Origin of the sequence: Xanthomonas sp. NCPPB 3005, from assembly GCF_041228095.2 — a bacterium.
GTDB lineage: Bacteria > Pseudomonadota > Gammaproteobacteria > Xanthomonadales > Xanthomonadaceae > Xanthomonas_A > Xanthomonas_A bonasiae.
In genome coordinates, this window is the sequence record NZ_CP166096.2 from 1,593,124 (window position 1) to 1,607,435 (window position 14,312).

Consider the following 14,312-nt stretch of genomic DNA (forward strand, 5'->3'; position numbering starts at 1 on the left):
ACAGTCTTTCTGTCAAGCGGCTGCGTGCAGGAATATGTGGTCTGGGAATAGTTTCTTCTATCGAAAGTGAGTCGGCTATCAAGAGGTTCATCGGCCATGATGAACCTTTTGTTGTTGCCGCTGCTATTGACGGACTCAGCTTATTGGTACTGCGGATTGGTCTGCGGTTTCGTGGCAACTACAGCATCCCTCTCCATTTGTTCGTGGTGCCACGCTTCGCTTTGCAAAGGATAGGCTGGGTGAGGAAGCTTTGCCTTTGCTGTTGCGTGGGCTTCATGATAAAGACCCGATCGTGCGAGAAAATGCAATCGATGAGTTGGATGGGCTTGTTTCGCCTGATAGTGCCGATCTTATAAGGCCTCATCTTAATGACCCCTCGGCTCATGTGAGGCAAGCAGCCAAGTCTCTATTGGACTCTATTGATTGGCAAAGTGAAGGTCATTAGTCAGCTATTGGCCGTAATGTGATCGGATGCTGGTAGGTGGATCGTCCTGCGGTAGCCATGGATGTAGTTGATCTACGTCTGGCTCGCCACAGGCCATTCGATGCGGCATCACCCATTCAATCCCACCCCGCTCTGCCGCATGATGCAAGGCCAACCGCGCGCCACCTCGCGCGGCGCCCATCCCCGCGCCGGAGCCACACCATGCACGAACGCCGCCACTTCCTGAAGACCGCCGCCTTTGGCGCCCTCGCCACCGGCTTGGCCGCCACACTGCCGCGCGCACGGGCGGCCGGCAGCAACGGCGTCGCACCGCTGCCGCGCGGCGCGGCGCGGGTGATTTCGACCTGGGACTTCGGGATCGCGGCGAACCAGGCGGCGTGGCAGGTGCTGTCGCGCGGTGGGGCGGCGCTGGATGCGGTGGAGGCCGGGGTGAAGGTGCCGGAGGCCGACCCCAACAATCCCACCGTCGGACTCGGCGGCTATCCCGACCGCGATGGGCGAGTCACGCTCGATGCCTGCATCATGGATCACACCGGCGGCTGCGGGTCGGTGGCGGCGCTGGAAGACATCGTGCATGCGATCTCGGTGGCGCGGCGGGTGATGGAGAAGACGCCGCACGTGATGCTGGTCGGCGACGGGGCGCTGCAGTTCGCGCTGGCGCAGGGCTTCGAGCGCACCAACCTGCTGACGCCGTCGTCGGAGAAGGCGTGGAAGGAGTGGCTGAAGACATCCGAGTACAAGCCGGAAGCGAACATCGAGAACCGCGCCTACCAGAAGGGCACGCTGCCCGGCGGCAAGGACAACCACGACACCATCGGCATGCTGGCGCTGGACGCGCACGGCAATCTGTCCGGCGCCTGCACCACCAGCGGCATGGCGTGGAAGATGCACGGGCGGGTCGGCGACAGTCCGATCATCGGTGCCGGTCTTTACGTCGACAACGAAGTGGGCGGGGCGACCTCCACCGGCGTCGGCGAGGAGGTGATCCGCAATGTCGGCAGTTTCGCGGTGGTGGAGATGATGCGCCAGGGCAAGAGTCCGGCCGAGGCCTGCCGCGAGGTGGTGATGCGCATCGTGCGGCGCAAGCCGCAGCTGACCCGCGACCTGCAGGTCGGGTTCCTGGCGATGAACAAGCGTGGCGAGGTCGGTGCGTTCGCGATCCAGCCCGGTTTCAGCTACGCGGTCTGCGATGCGCAACGGCAGGATCTGTTGCTGCCGGGGCAGAGCCATTTCGCGAAGCCGGCTGCATGAGCCAGGTCGTGCCGATGGGACTCGAAGTGGCTGCCGATTCGATCGGTTCGGCGCTGGCGGCGCAGGCCGGTGGGGCGATGCGGGTGGAGCTGTGCGGCGGCCTGGACGGCGGCGGGCTGACGCCGTCGTTCGGCACGCTGGCGGTGCTGCGCGATCGCTTGACCATTCCGCTGTATGTGCTGATCCGCCCGCGGGCCGGCGATTTCGTATTCGACGACGCGGAAGTGGAGGCGATGCGCCGCGACGTGGAGCAGTGCGTGCGGTTGGGGTGCGACGGGGTGGTGCTGGGTGCGCTGGATCCGGCCGGCGAGGTCGATATGGCGACGATGCGGGTGTTGATCGCGGCGGCTGGATCGCTCGGGGTCACGTTCCACCGCGCCATCGATGTCAGCGCCGATCCGCGGCGTGCGTTGGAGGATGCGATCGCGCTGGGGTGCGAGCGGGTGCTGACGTCGGGTGCGCGCGAGACGGCGGAGGAGGGCGCTGCGCTGATCGCCGAGCTGGTCCGGCAGGCAGGCACGCGCTTGAGCGTGATGCCGGGATCGGGAGTGTCCGATACCAATCTGGCGCGGCTGCGTGCGCTGACCGGCGCGCGCGAGTTCCATGGTTCGGCGCGCGGGCCGCTGGCGTCGCGCGCGCTGACGCCGCATCCGCATGTGCGCAGCCTGGGTGGGGATCGCATGCAGACCGATGTGGAGCGGGTGCGGCGGATGGTGGCGTTGCTGGCGGAGTAGTGGGGCGCCGGCGGTGTGTGGGAGGCGACTCGTCTGCCGCGACTGGACGGGGCGGAGCGATCCTGATTTCCGCCGATGATGCGGATTGCGGTCAGCGTCTGCGATATGGCAGGAGGAGGAGCTTCGGTCCCGACAGATCAACAAATCGGTGGGGTGGCAGGCTCCGTTCGTCGCGACTGAAGTCGCTCCCACAGGGGCTTGCGGTCGGGCTGCCTGGTGCGCTTTGGCAGGAGCATCAGCCCTAACCGGCCGCCGAAGTTTGCTGCCTCATCGTGGTCTGTGTCGCGGTTGAAACCGCTCCTACAAGGAGGTTTGCGGTTAGCTGGCTGGGTGCACTGTGGGGGGGACTTCAGCCCCGACGGTTGCCGAAGTCAGCTGGTTCGTCGTGGTCTGTGTCGCGGTTGAAACCGCTCCTACAAGGAAGTGTGCGATTGATTGGCTGGGCGCACTGTAGGAGGGGCTTCAGTCCCGACGGACGGCTGCCGGAGCCTGCTATCTCGTCGCAGTCTGTGTCGCGGTTGAAACCGCTCCTACAAGGAGGCTTGCGGTTAGCTGGTTGGGTGCACTGCGGGAGGGACTTCAGTCCCGACGGCTGCCGAAGTCCGCGATCGCGTCGTGGCCTGTGTCGCGGCTGAAGCCGCTCCTACAGGAAGCCCGCGCCGCGTTCGCTGGTCGCTGGTCGCTGCGGCGTCAGATCGCCCATTCGCATGAAGTACGAATGACGCTTCGCGCAACCAGCGCCTCATGCCGAGACGCGAAACCTCATTCCTTGCCGCCCGGCTTCGCCGCGGCCACGTTCAATCGCTTCGGGTCCAGCACCACGTGCTTGATGCGGGTGCGTTTCCAGGTGTAGCTGATGTGCACCAGGCCGTCGCGGGTCTGGATGACCGCCGGATAGGAGAATTCGTCCTTGGCGCTGTCTTCCAGGGTCAGCACGCGGGTCCAGTGGCTGCCGTCGGCGGACAGGGCGACCGCCAGGGTGCCACGGCCGTCCCACCAGTCCTTGCCGGCTTCGGTGGGGTTGTAGACCAGCAGCGAGCGGCCGTCGGCCAGGACCACGGCGTCGGTGCCGGAGTTGGGGTTGGCCAGGTCGAGCAGGGTCATCGGTCCCCAGCTGCGGCCGTGGTCGTGCGACCAGGTGCTGAACACGTGGTTCTGCTGGCTGCGGCCGATCGCCTGCACGCGGCCGTCGGTGTGCACCAGCACGCTGGGCTGGATCGCGCCGATCCGCGCCGGGTCGTTCAGCGCCGGGCCGCGGGTCCAGTGCGCGCCGTTGTCGTCGGACCACTCCATGTGCGCGACCCAGCCGGCGTCTTCGCTGCTGCTGGGGCTGAGGATGCGGCCGTCGGCCAGTTGCACCGGCTTGTTCTTGATCGGGCCGAGGATGCCCTCGGGCAGGCGCTCGGGCGCAGACCAGTGCGCGCCGCCATCGCGGGAAGTGATCTGCATGCCCCACCAGCGCTTCGGGTCCGGGCCGACCTTGTAGAACAGCCGCAGCGGTCCCTTGGCCGGCTGGAACAGCACGGGGTTCCAGGCCGGCAACGGCGCGCCCTGCGGCTGCTTGCCGTCGGCCACGCGTTGCGCCGGCTGCCAGCCGTGCGCGTCGCGCCGTGCGACCCAGATGCCGACGTCGTCGGCGCCCTCGTGGCGCCCGCCGAACCACGCGGCGAGCAGGCCGTCGCGGGTTTCCAGCAGGGTCGAGGCATGGCATTGCGCGGTCGGCGCCGCGGTGTTGACGAACTCGCTGTAGACGATCGGCGAGGGCAGGCCGAGCGGCGGTGCGGTCGGCGCGGGCGCGGCGATCGCGCGCACGGCGAACAGCGAAAGGAGTGGGAGCAGCGTGGGGTACATCATGGTGGTCCGGTCCTGTGCCGGTTAAAGAGATACCTATTTATCATCAATTAAATACCACATGCTGACTGTGTCGGCAGCAATCGGGTGCTCCGACACCGTCGAGGACCTGCGAGCCGAACCGCCCGCTCTCGCCGATCCGCTGGCTGGCCACCCTGGCCTGACCGCGCTGGCCGCGCCGCGCGCGCTGGCGGATAGCTTCTCCCGAGGGAAGCCGTCGTCGCAGCAGTTCGGGGTCCAGGTCGCGCAGGCCGACGCGATCGGGCATACGAAGATCGATCACTTTCCGGCGGTCATGGCCTCGCGCATGCGCCTGAACCTCACTGTCCAGCGCCGACGCGTCGCACATCCGCGCGTTCCAGTTGTTCGACATGGGCGCTACCGCGCGCTGAATCCGCCCGTCTGCGCCACGCACAGGCCGCGCCTGGGTGTTCGCGGGACGCGGACTTTTTCACATCGCGGCGAAGGCTGCGTTTAGGACAGTGTCGCCGAGCGTCGCGCGATGCCTGCAGTGCGCTGCGCGGACGGGGCATGCGCGAGTCGATGGCGATACGTTTCCGAACGGAGCATCGCCATGGTCAGCAGGGCAGGTGGACGCCGATCCCGTTTCCGGTCGGCATGGACGCGTTGCAGGGTCCGGCGCCGCGCGCGCCTGCGCCAGGCATGGTGCGTGGCGCTGGCGTGCATCGCAGTCATGCTGGCGCCCTCCTGGGATACGCGTGCGCAGTCGCTGTCGGCCATGGCCGAGGCTTGCCGCGATCCATTGCGGACCGCCCGCGAGCAGCCGATCACCCCTCGGCCTCCCGGCACGCCGCTGGCGCCGGCCAGGCGCGACGATTCGATCGATGCACCGCAACGCGTCGCGCTCGCCGCCGGCCGTCCGCGCTCGCGCTGCGCTGCGGACTCGGAGCGATCCGGCTTTCACTCTCGTCCCTAGGCGGCGGATGCCGCCCGTCTCTTCCTAAAGGATCCGCCATGGCCTATTTCAAGCTCGCCGAACAAACCCAGCTGACCCGCTACGTCTGCGATTACCACAGCCATTTCACCGGCATCCTGCCGACGCAGCGCAAGCAGGACGACGCGGCCGGGCCGTCGCTGGCGCGGTTGCTGGCGCAGCGTTTCTATCCCAACGACGCGCATGGCTTGGCCAAGGGCGAACTGCTGCTGTTCGACTATGCGCTGGCGCTGATGACCGATCCGGCCAGCAATCCGTTCGCACGGCTGCTGCGCAAGGCCAATCGCGCCGAGTACGAGCGCGCCGAGTGCGTGGCGGAGAATCTGTACATCGCCTGCCAGGTGCTGGCGGCGAACGCGGGTTACCTGCAGGAAGAACTGGCGCTGCCGCCACAGTCGCCGGCGCTGTATGCGCTGGTCGGCCGCGAGATCGTCGCCCCGGCGCTGGCGTCCGCGGCAGGACCGGACGCGCGCCTGCGCGAGCTGGTGCGCTACTTCAACAACAAGATCTACAGCGCCAGCAAGTACACCCCGTTCGACGACGCCTACAAACTGCGCGGGAACTTCGTGAAGCAGCTGTGCCAGGGCGATCCGGCCCGCTACGGCAGCTGGAGCGAAGCGCAGCAGGCCGACTACCGGCTGTGGGTGACCGCGACCTTCGACTACCTGCGCGAGGACGGCGTGCTGCTGACCCAGAGCGCGGCCACCGAGGACGAGATCCCGCAGCTGGCCGCGCTCGCGCAGCAGTACAACGCGCAATACGGCACGGACTACCGCCTGCTGGTGCACACGCCGCACCAGTACATGCCCGATGGCGCGCTGACCAAGTATCTGACCGACAAGGTCAAGCCGTTGCTGGCCGGGCAGGGCGACGGCTACGCGACCATCGTCGGGCTGGACCTGCTGGGCGCGGAGAACAAGGTCGGCAACTACGGCGAGCTGTTCGCCTGGCTGCAGTCCAATGCCGATGCGTTACGCGGCAACTTCGGCAGCGGCGACGGCAAGCGGGCGTTGCGCGCGATCGTGCACATCCACTGCGGCGAGGGCAGCGGTTTCGGCACGGAGAACCGCTCGCTCACCGGTTACTACATCCATCAGGCCGGCGAGCCGGATCCGGCGTTCTACGCGGCGCTGTCCGCGCACGTGCTCGATGCCTGGAATGCGGCGCAGGCCAAGCGCCGCGACACGCCGCGCGGCACGCGGGGGACCGCCACGCCGCAGGGCCTGTTCGAGGAACTGTTCACCAATACCGCATTCGGGCATGCCGGGCACGTGCTGCGCCGGTTCGACATCAATGCGCCGCTGTCGCGCGAATTGGCCGGGTATCACGCCAAGCGCAACGTGATGGCGCTGAGCGAGGCGCTGGACCAGCCATCGGCGACGCCGGCGACCGACTGCTACCACGCGCTGGTGCAGGACAATCCGCTGTATGCGTTCCGTCTCGGGCACGACTATTACTATCGCAGTTACATGGTGTCGCGCTATCCGTGGCTGGCCTTCGACACCAACCTGGGCAGCAACGCGATCACAGGCGCCTCGGCGCTGTTCGACTCGGTGCAGGACTACCGGCTCAATCGCGGCTACCGGCATCTGGACGGCTACATCGATACCGACGTGCTCGCCGCGGTCGGCAACGCAGTGCTGAGCATGGAGGCGCAGGGACTGAGCCGCGCGCAGGTCGCCACCTTCATCGGCCTCAGTCGGCCGGACGATCTGGCCACGACGTTGCAGCAGAACCGGGCCGTGCTGCAGCCGCTGCTGACCGCCGCGCTGGCACCGATCCACGATCCGGCGCAGGACGATTTCATGTTCGACACCTACTGCAAGCTGACCCTGTACTGCGCCGGCGACGATCCCTCCGCCGCCTCGCGTTACCAGGCGATGGTGCGCAGCCTGCTGGTGTTCCAGAACTGGCGTTCCTACCTGCTCGGCGCCGACGGCCAGGGCGTGGAGCACACCGGCGTGCAGCACGAGTATCTGCGCATGCTGGTGCTGTTGATCTACACGCTGCTGCCGAACAACCAGAACGATCTGCAGGTGGACCTGCTGCAGACCGTGGCCGCGCTGCTGCGCAAACTCGCGCTCGGCTACTGGCGGGCGACCATCGGCCAGCCGGGCATGCTCGAGGTCAACGCCGATCCGCTGGGCCTGGAATCGCTGGATGGCTTCAAGGGTCCCGCCTCGGTGGTCGTGGTGCGGCGTACGCCGCCAGCCCAGTCGTGACTTCCGGGCAAGGGGACATCGCGATGGACGAGATCACCGAGTACCTGTGGCAAGAGCAACTCGCGCAACCGCCAGCCGTGGCGGCGGACACGCCGCCGGCGGACACCGCAGCGACTACGCCGCCGCAGTCGCCGGCGCAGTCGTCGGCGCCGGAGCGGGAGCAGCCCTATCAGCCCAACCTGGACCAGTTGCTGCGTGCATTGAGCAACCCCGAAGTGCGCGAGGCCCTGGTCAAGCTGCTGCAGCCTCGCTGATCCACGCCGACACATTCCGATCCGGGTCTGACTGCATGCGCAGCAGGCCCTTCTTTTTGCGTGCGCGCGCGACAGGAAACTTGGTCGCTGCGGCGCACGCGCGTATGCATTCGTAGACAAAGCAAGGTGGCGTGCCGCATGTGGCGCGGCCGGCCGCCAATGCGGCGTGGCGTTGTCACCCAGGGAACAGCTATTGCCTGCAAGCCCCGCAGAGACTCGTTGCACAAGGGACTTCGGGAGTGTGTGCGATGGATGTGGCAACGGGGAAAGAGGAAGGGGATGCCGGCCGTTTCGCCAGGGCCGACGAGATGTTCACGCGGGCATGGCGCAACGCTCTGCCGGATCTGCGCCGGCGTGCGTTGCGGTTGGCCAACGGTCGCCTGGATGCTGCGGAAGACCTGCTGTCGGATACCGCGGTGAAGGCGCTGCTGTTCATGCGCCGCTCGCCGGAGGCGATGACCGATCCGCAGGGATTCCTTTTCGTCGTGTTGCGCCACGTGTTTCTGGACACGGTCAGGCGTCGCCGCGGCGGCGAGCCGCTGGACCGTCAACACGAGGCGCACGACGTGGACACCGTGGCCGACCAGGGCATGACCGCGCTGCAGCGCGCCGAGCTGAGCGATCAGATGGAGCGCGTGGTCGCCGCGGTGGCGGCGCTGACCCGCGAACAGCGGCGCCTGTTCGGCTACCGCTTCGTCGAGGAATTGCCGTATCCGGTGATCGCCAATCTGCTCAGCATCAACCAGCCGCTGGTGCGCAAGCGCGTGGAGTTGTTGCGCAAGCGCCTGCGCCTCGCGCTGGTGGCGGAGTGAGCGCGCGCGGCCAGGGTTTCACAAACCGCCCACGGCGGCGTTTTCATTCAACGCCGGGCCGGCGCGGGCTGCGGCATCGCGGGCACTGCGGCTGACCCACGGCTCCGTCCGTGACAACCGCAGCGCCTCCCGGCAGGCGACTTACGAAGGAACAGGTTCATGGCAGACAACACGCTCGTCAATTCGCAGATCACCGATGCGGTCACCCAGACCAACGTCAAGGTGGTGGCCGAGGCGCCCGCCCAGGCGATCGCTTCGCTGTACCAGGTCTCCAGCCACTCCACCGGGCTGGCGTTGCAGAACGCGGTGTACAGCCAACAGGCGCTCAACCAGATCTCCACCGCGGTGGTGTCCAAGGCGGTGGCGCTGATCATGGCGATCGGCGAGAAGTGACGCGGCCCGCATAGCGCCGGGCGCTGCCGCGGCGTCGTTCCATCCTTCAGGAGAGTGGCATGTGGCCTTTCAACAGCAAGACCAACCCGCCGCCAGCGGCCGCCGCAGCGCCGGCGCCCGCGGTAGCGCTGCCGGCGCCGGGTGCTGCGGCGGTATCCGGCGCACCGACGGCGAGCGCTGCGGCGGCAGACGGGCCAGTGCCGACAGCGGACGGCGCGGCGCCATCGGCCCCCGCATCCGCGCCCGCGCCCACCGTTGCCGCTGCCGCTGCCGCTGAGGCGGTGCCTGCCAGTGTACCGACGGCTGCGCCGACGGGAAGCGCTGGCGGCACCGAGGCAGGCAGTCCCGATGCGGCATCCGCATCGACCGCCACCGACGACGCCGCGGCCAGTGCCGGCGGCGCTGCGGCGGCCCCGCCCAGCGATGGCGATGCTGCGTCGCCTTCGCCTTCGCCGGCAGCACCGACCTCGCCTCCGCCGCCACCTCCGCCTCCACCGCCACCCTCAATGCTGAGGACGCTCAACGCACGCATGATGGATCAGGCGGCTGCAGCGACGCCGGCCAGCGACGCGCTCAACAGCAAGATCGTGCAGGCGGTGCGGCTCAGCAATGCCGAAACGATGGCGTATGCGCCATCGCAGATCGTGATCGGTTCGGACATGCTGATCAGCCAGGCGGCCGGTCTGGTCGCGCAGTCGGCGGCGGTCTATTTCGACGGCGTCAGCAAGATGGCGCTGGCCAGCCAGGGCGTGCTGATCAAGCAGATGACCGAGAACCTGGCCGAGAACAAGCTCGAGCAGGCCGCCGAGGATGCGCTGGGTGTGCTGGCGACCGATGTGCTGGTCGGTGCGGCAGCGGCGGTGGCGGCCGCGGCCGGCGCGCTGGAAGCGGAGTCGGCCAGTTTCGCCATCGACAAGATCGACCAGAGCATCGCCAAGTACGCCGACCTGATGCGCGGGCGCAAGTCGGCCAGTAGCTGAGCGCGCGCACCGCGCGAGACACCCGCCATCGGGAGCCATCATGCAGGACACCCCAGAATCCGAACTCGATCCGTTGTACGGCTTCGCCCAGCGCTGGCTGGGGCGCGAACTGAGCCCGGTCGAACGCGTGCAGTTGCAGGCCTTCGCGCAATCGGCCAATGCCGCGCAGAGCAAGCCGTCGGCCAAGGCGCGGGAGATGTCGAAATCGCTGATCGACGCGGAGCGCCAGCGCGTGGACGGCTTGATCGCGCAGATGATGCACGGCATGCAGGACGCCGCGCGCGGCGTCGAGCTGGCCGACGGCGCCAGCGGCCACGCGGTGCTCGATGCGGTCGCCGCCGCGCCGTCGCTGGACGCGTTGCGTCCGGGCCGGCTGCGCCCGCTGCAGAGCGGCGAGACCAGCGGCAACCAGCTGCTGGTGGCGCAGATCGCCGATCGCCTGGGCAACCTGGTACGCAAGGAAGTGCAGGCCTGCTTCGATCGCGAGTTCGGCAACCTGGCGCAACAGATGCAGGCGGTGGTGGATGCGGCGCGCGCGGTCGGATTGGTCGATGCGCCGCCGTCGGCGGAGGCGGGCGAAAGTACGCCGGCAACGCCCGCTTCGGGCTGATCCATCCGAACGCGCATGGCCGTGCATGTCCGCTTCGTCGGCGGATGTGCGCGGCCGTGCGTGTTTGCGTACCTGCGGTGCGGTGGTGCGGCGGCGGCAATGCTGCGGTATGTGCTGCGCAATTCGTGCCGGATGCGCGTGCGCACATATCTGCCGCAGCGGTGGCGGTACGGCAATGGGATCGCGCTCGATGACGCACAGGTCGGCATTGCATGGGCTGCCGAATGCGATACCTCGGTAGCCGTCTGTGGGCCATCGCATGCGCCTGTAGTAGGTAGCCGCTGCCATGACGCCAAGCGCACGTGGCGATACCCGCAGTCGCGAGACAGGCGATGCAGCGGCAAGGGTGGCGGTACCGCAGGCCATGCAGTTCGCTCGCGCTAGCGCCGCCGTCGCCGTCGCCGATCCGGCGCGACGGCGCAGGTGTTTGCCGGCGACCCTGCCGGCCTGCGCCAAACCCGGTGGAACAGCGAGACAAGTGCGGCGCCTGGTTTCACAGTCCGTGCACTGCGCCGTTTTCAGTGATCGTACGGCGTGGGCCGTACGCCAACCCAGGAGCGAACACATGGCATTTCCAACCGCCGTCAACGACCAGATCACCGATGCGGTCACCCAGTCCAACGTCAAGGTCATCGGCGAAGCGCCGGCCTTTGCGATGGCGTCGATCTACCAGAGCATGGCGCACTCGACCGGCATCCTGTTCGAGAACGCCGTCTCGGCGCAGCAGCAGCAGAACACGCTGGCGCAGGCCGCGGCCAACCAGGGCGTGATGCAGATCTACAGCCTGGATACCACCGCCGCCGCCGGCGCCACCGAGAAGGTCGCGCAGACCGGTGTCTCCGACAACCTCACCAGCCTGCTGACCGTGCTCAACGCGTTCAAGTAAGCGTCGGCCCGCTTGCCGTCGCCATAGCGCGGCGACGGTAGCGCGGGGCGCGAGTCTGCTATTCCTTTCCTATCGAGGAGCGTTTCATGGCTTATCCCACCGCAGTCAACAACCAGATCACCGATGCCGTCACCCAGTCCAACGTCAAGGTCATCGGCGAGGCGCCGGCCTTCGCCATGGGCTCGATCTACCAGAGCCTGGCGCATTCCAGCGGCATCCTGTACGAGAACGCGGTCGCCTCTCAGCAGCAGCAGAACACGCTGGCGCAGGCGGCCAACAACCAGGGCGTGATGCAGATCTACAGCCTGGACACCACCGCCGCGGCGGGGGCGTCGGAGAAGATCGCGCAGACCGGCGTGTCCGACAACCTCACCAGCCTGATGACCGTGCTGCAGGCGTTCAAGGGCGGTGGCGTCGCGGGTTTGAACAACCCCTGACGCCGGCGCGTCCAGGACGGCGCCACGACGCGGTCGCGCCGTTCCTTTGCCGGTCTCGTCCACTTCGGTCCGCAGGCGTGCGGATCGGAGCGGCGATGCCGCCGCGGCGCGTACCGCGCCGCCTTCCACCACGCCCTGCCCTCGACCGGTGCGCGCCTTGGCTGCCCGCCGCGGCAGGATGCGTTCGACGCCAGGCGTTGCGCAATGCGGCGCCTGAGAAGGGGGAGTATGGACTTTCCTGCAGTGGCCACCCTGGAGGCCGCAGACATCGTCGCTGCGGCCCATGTCGGCAACGACCTGCAAACGCCCGCGGCCCATGCCGGCCATCGGACACTGCTGGAGCGTTCGGTGCTGTTCCACGACCTGCCTGCCGCATTGCTCGACCACCTGCTCGCACATGCCAGCGAATGCGACCTGGCGCCGGGCAGCGTGCTGTTCTTCAAGCACGACCCGAGCAGCTTCGTCGGCGTGGTGGTGCGCGGGCGCCTGTACAAGGTGCTGTATGGCGCGGACGGACAGGAACTGATCGTCGGCACCATCGAGCCGGGCGGCCTGGTGGACGAAGCCGCGCTGCTCGAGCCGCACGGGCGCAGCTTCACCGCGATCGCATTCGGCGCCAGCACCGTGCTCAAGCTGTCGCGCCGGCACTTCGCGCCCCTGATGGAATCGCCGTTGCTGCAGCAGCGCATCGAAGCGCTGCTGCGCGTGCGCCTGCGACAGGCCCTGGACAGCCTGGAAAGCATGTGCCTGCACCGGCTGGAAGTGCGCCTGGCGCGCTACGTGCTGCGCCAGCTGGAGGTGCAGGAGTGGCAGCGCGGCGGCAACTGCGCGATCGTGCTGCCGCCCAACCAGAGCATCCTGGCGGCGATGCTCAACGTCAGCCGCTCCAAGCTCAATGCCCAGCTGCAGCAATGGAAGCGCAATGGCCTGGTCAGCCGCCGCCGCAACCTGCTGCGCATCCACGACCTCGACGCGCTGTGCGCCAAGGCCTACCTGCACGCCAACGCACCGCTGCGCACGCTGGCCTGGCACCGCGAAGACGGACTGCGACCGGCGCCGTGCCTGCCGTTGCTGCCATCCAGCTCCGGCTAACGCACACCCGATTCCGCAATGCCCCTGTAGGAGCGGCTTCAGCCGCGACACGATGTCCCCGGAACACGGATGACAACCGCGATGCGCAAGCATGTTTACCTGTTCTTCGGCACCCTCGCACCGCCCAGGAGAACACCGGATAAGCAAAATCCCCGAGTAGGGTGCGTCATTTCGCAATATGACCCGAGCGCGCAGGCTTTTCCCTCATCCCGAAGGCAAGGCGCAATACGGCAAACCTCCGCAGGCACCCCTCATAAAGCACAAGGCACGCGCCGATGCTGAGAAGCAGGATGGCAAAGTATTTCGTCCACGGGCCCCACGCGCATTGGATGACGTAATAGCCGATCGCGACAATGATCGTCTGATGCATGATGTAGAACGGATAGCTGGCGTCCTTCGCCCAGGCAAGGACACGATTCGTGCGGGAGAGATAGCGGTAGCCGTAGCCGAGGAACACCATGAGCCATAGCCAGGTGAAGAGATTGGAGCCGATCCTGTCGATCAGGGAGTCGTGCAGGATGATCCCCGTGGTGAACAGCGAGATCAGCAAGAAGAACGCCGCCAGTCCCATGACGAGCGACCATCGGCGGAAATCGGATAGCCACTTCCAGACGCCGGGCATGGAGGCCATGACGTATCCGTACGCCGTCAGCAGCAAGTAATGGTTGAAGATGTACCAATCGCTGACGAGATTGTGCGTCTCCGGGAACCGCAGTTTCAGCAGGGCTTCGTTGATGCCCAGCGGGATCCCCAACAGGAAAAGCCATTTTCCCGGCGCAATGTGTTGTGCGGTTCGCTTCCACCACAGCATTGCGGGGAGCAGCAACACCACGTACACGTACAGGTAAAGAATGAACCACAGGTGGTGCCAGCTGAAATCGCCGGCTGGATAGAAATGGAATTGCAGAACGCGCGTCAGGTAGAAATCCAGATAGCCGCCAGTCCATTGTCCATGCAGCAGCCGCTCGTAGTAGATCTGCGGCGGAACGACCAGGAACATGCCCACGATCAGGGGCAGCAGCAGTTTTTGCGTCCGTTCTCGCAGGAACAGCCCGGTACTGCGCCGCTGCAGCGCGAACCACATGCCGGCCCCGGCAATGACGAACAGCAGCGGCATGCGTAAACGATGGGCGATATCCATCGGCCACTCGAGAGAGGGAATGGTCTGGTTGTTGACGACATGCCAACCCCAGCCGACGAAGATCATCCCCGTATGGAAGAAGAACAGCACGAAGATGGCGATGACGCGTAACCAGTCCAGGAAGTCGTAGCGTTCCTGCGGTTGTGTGGTGGCAAGCATCGGTTGGGTCTCCCGTATCCGCGATATCGGGGAGCCTGAGCGATCGGCAGCTGGCCAGCAGCGGATTTGGGGTGGGCGGAGGCCGGCCGT

At 67.0% G+C, this 14,312-nt stretch carries 16 protein-coding genes; 12 read left to right on the plus strand and 4 right to left on the minus strand.

Annotated features, from left to right (window positions below; all coding sequences use genetic code 11):
* Positions 1-142: 142 nt before the first annotated feature.
* The 3 genes from AB8810_RS06770 to AB8810_RS06780 all read left to right on the plus strand — a co-directional run bounded on the left by AB8810_RS06770 (position 143) and on the right by AB8810_RS06780 (position 2,430).
* Positions 143-445, plus strand: coding sequence for a HEAT repeat domain-containing protein (locus AB8810_RS06770; protein ID WP_369916636.1), 303 nt, complete (start codon positions 143-145; stop codon positions 443-445).
* 201 nt (positions 446-646) lie between these two features.
* A complete protein-coding gene (locus AB8810_RS06775) occupies positions 647-1,696 on the plus strand; it encodes a N(4)-(beta-N-acetylglucosaminyl)-L-asparaginase (RefSeq protein WP_369915909.1) in 1,050 nt (349 codons plus the stop codon).
* A gap of 14 nt (positions 1,697-1,710) precedes the next feature.
* Positions 1,711-2,430, plus strand: a complete 720-nt coding sequence (locus tag AB8810_RS06780) for a copper homeostasis protein CutC (RefSeq protein ID WP_369916637.1) — start codon at positions 1,711-1,713, stop codon at positions 2,428-2,430.
* A gap of 762 nt (positions 2,431-3,192) precedes the next feature.
* Here AB8810_RS06780 and AB8810_RS06785 read toward each other — a convergent pair.
* Together AB8810_RS06785 and AB8810_RS06790 are read right to left on the minus strand one after the other, a co-directional pair.
* Positions 3,193-4,284, minus strand: coding sequence for an exo-alpha-sialidase (locus AB8810_RS06785; protein ID WP_369915910.1), 1,092 nt, complete (start codon positions 4,282-4,284; stop codon positions 3,193-3,195).
* A 43-nt stretch (positions 4,285-4,327) separates the two neighbouring features.
* Positions 4,328-4,654, minus strand: a complete 327-nt coding sequence (locus tag AB8810_RS06790; RefSeq protein WP_369915911.1) for a hypothetical protein — start codon at positions 4,652-4,654, stop codon at positions 4,328-4,330.
* A 602-nt stretch (positions 4,655-5,256) separates the two neighbouring features.
* Between AB8810_RS06790 and AB8810_RS06795 the strand changes: the two genes are divergently transcribed.
* From AB8810_RS06795 to AB8810_RS06810, 4 genes are all read left to right on the plus strand, one after another.
* Positions 5,257-7,458: a hypothetical protein gene (locus AB8810_RS06795; protein ID WP_369915912.1), complete on the plus strand. Its 2,202-nt coding sequence runs from the start codon at positions 5,257-5,259 to the stop codon at positions 7,456-7,458.
* A 23-nt stretch (positions 7,459-7,481) separates the two neighbouring features.
* Positions 7,482-7,712 (plus strand): hypothetical protein, encoded by a 231-nt coding sequence (locus AB8810_RS06800; protein ID WP_369915913.1) that lies wholly within the window; start codon positions 7,482-7,484, stop codon positions 7,710-7,712.
* A gap of 248 nt (positions 7,713-7,960) precedes the next feature.
* Complete coding sequence (locus tag AB8810_RS06805) at positions 7,961-8,524, plus strand: RNA polymerase sigma factor (protein WP_179566464.1); 564 nt, start codon at positions 7,961-7,963, stop codon at positions 8,522-8,524.
* Positions 8,525-8,683: 159 nt separating this feature from the next.
* The gene (locus AB8810_RS06810; protein ID WP_145702145.1) at positions 8,684-8,917 is read left to right on the plus strand and encodes a RebB family R body protein; all 234 of its coding nucleotides are present in this window, start codon (positions 8,684-8,686) and stop codon (positions 8,915-8,917) included.
* A 46-nt stretch (positions 8,918-8,963) separates the two neighbouring features.
* Here the strand turns inward: AB8810_RS06810 and AB8810_RS06815 are convergent, their stop codons facing one another.
* Positions 8,964-9,449 (minus strand): hypothetical protein, encoded by a 486-nt coding sequence (locus AB8810_RS06815; RefSeq protein WP_369915914.1) that lies wholly within the window; start codon positions 9,447-9,449, stop codon positions 8,964-8,966.
* Between the two features lies 1 nt (position 9,450).
* On the opposite strand from AB8810_RS06815, the gene AB8810_RS06820 reads away from it, so the two are divergent.
* The 5 genes from AB8810_RS06820 (at position 9,451) to AB8810_RS06840 (ending at position 12,922) form a co-directional block, all read left to right on the plus strand.
* Positions 9,451-9,897 carry a hypothetical protein gene (locus AB8810_RS06820; RefSeq protein WP_369915915.1) on the plus strand — a complete coding sequence of 149 codons (447 nt, stop codon included), beginning with the start codon at positions 9,451-9,453 and terminating at the stop codon, positions 9,895-9,897.
* A 40-nt stretch (positions 9,898-9,937) separates the two neighbouring features.
* Positions 9,938-10,507, plus strand: coding sequence for a hypothetical protein (locus AB8810_RS06825; RefSeq protein ID WP_369915916.1), 570 nt, complete (start codon positions 9,938-9,940; stop codon positions 10,505-10,507).
* A 565-nt stretch (positions 10,508-11,072) separates the two neighbouring features.
* Positions 11,073-11,393, plus strand: coding sequence for a RebB family R body protein (locus AB8810_RS06830; protein WP_145702141.1), 321 nt, complete (start codon positions 11,073-11,075; stop codon positions 11,391-11,393).
* An 86-nt stretch (positions 11,394-11,479) separates the two neighbouring features.
* On the plus strand, positions 11,480-11,830 hold the full coding sequence (locus AB8810_RS06835) for a RebB family R body protein (protein WP_179566460.1): 351 nt from the start codon (positions 11,480-11,482) through the stop codon (positions 11,828-11,830).
* A gap of 228 nt (positions 11,831-12,058) precedes the next feature.
* Positions 12,059-12,922, plus strand: a complete 864-nt coding sequence (locus AB8810_RS06840) for a Crp/Fnr family transcriptional regulator (protein ID WP_369915917.1) — start codon at positions 12,059-12,061, stop codon at positions 12,920-12,922.
* Positions 12,923-13,088: 166 nt separating this feature from the next.
* On the opposite strand, the gene AB8810_RS06845 is transcribed toward AB8810_RS06840, so the two are convergent.
* Positions 13,089-14,222 (minus strand): acyltransferase family protein, encoded by a 1,134-nt coding sequence (locus AB8810_RS06845; RefSeq protein WP_369915918.1) that lies wholly within the window; start codon positions 14,220-14,222, stop codon positions 13,089-13,091.
* Positions 14,223-14,312: the final 90 nt, after the last annotated feature.

Excerpts from the sequence above, each read along its gene's own strand:
- AB8810_RS06840 (WP_369915917.1), top strand. The coding sequence starts at position 12,059 with ATGGACTTTCCTGCAGTGGCCACCCTGGAGGCCGCAGACATCGTCGCT.
- AB8810_RS06805 (WP_179566464.1), top strand. The coding sequence starts at position 7,961 with ATGGATGTGGCAACGGGGAAAGAGGAAGGGGATGCCGGCCGTTTCGCC.
- AB8810_RS06775 (WP_369915909.1), top strand. The coding sequence starts at position 647 with ATGCACGAACGCCGCCACTTCCTGAAGACCGCCGCCTTTGGCGCCCTC.
- AB8810_RS06810 (WP_145702145.1), top strand. The coding sequence starts at position 8,684 with ATGGCAGACAACACGCTCGTCAATTCGCAGATCACCGATGCGGTCACC.
- AB8810_RS06785 (WP_369915910.1), bottom strand. The coding sequence starts at position 4,284 with ATGATGTACCCCACGCTGCTCCCACTCCTTTCGCTGTTCGCCGTGCGC.
- AB8810_RS06780 (WP_369916637.1), top strand. The coding sequence starts at position 1,711 with ATGGGACTCGAAGTGGCTGCCGATTCGATCGGTTCGGCGCTGGCGGCG.
- AB8810_RS06835 (WP_179566460.1), top strand. The coding sequence starts at position 11,480 with ATGGCTTATCCCACCGCAGTCAACAACCAGATCACCGATGCCGTCACC.
- AB8810_RS06825 (WP_369915916.1), top strand. The coding sequence starts at position 9,938 with ATGCAGGACACCCCAGAATCCGAACTCGATCCGTTGTACGGCTTCGCC.
- AB8810_RS06815 (WP_369915914.1), bottom strand. The coding sequence starts at position 9,449 with ATGCGTGCGTTGAGCGTCCTCAGCATTGAGGGTGGCGGTGGAGGCGGA.
- AB8810_RS06790 (WP_369915911.1), bottom strand. The coding sequence starts at position 4,654 with ATGTCGAACAACTGGAACGCGCGGATGTGCGACGCGTCGGCGCTGGAC.
- AB8810_RS06845 (WP_369915918.1), bottom strand. The coding sequence starts at position 14,222 with ATGCTTGCCACCACACAACCGCAGGAACGCTACGACTTCCTGGACTGG.
- AB8810_RS06800 (WP_369915913.1), top strand. The coding sequence starts at position 7,482 with ATGGACGAGATCACCGAGTACCTGTGGCAAGAGCAACTCGCGCAACCG.
- AB8810_RS06795 (WP_369915912.1), top strand. The coding sequence starts at position 5,257 with ATGGCCTATTTCAAGCTCGCCGAACAAACCCAGCTGACCCGCTACGTC.
- AB8810_RS06820 (WP_369915915.1), top strand. The coding sequence starts at position 9,451 with ATGGATCAGGCGGCTGCAGCGACGCCGGCCAGCGACGCGCTCAACAGC.
- AB8810_RS06830 (WP_145702141.1), top strand. The coding sequence starts at position 11,073 with ATGGCATTTCCAACCGCCGTCAACGACCAGATCACCGATGCGGTCACC.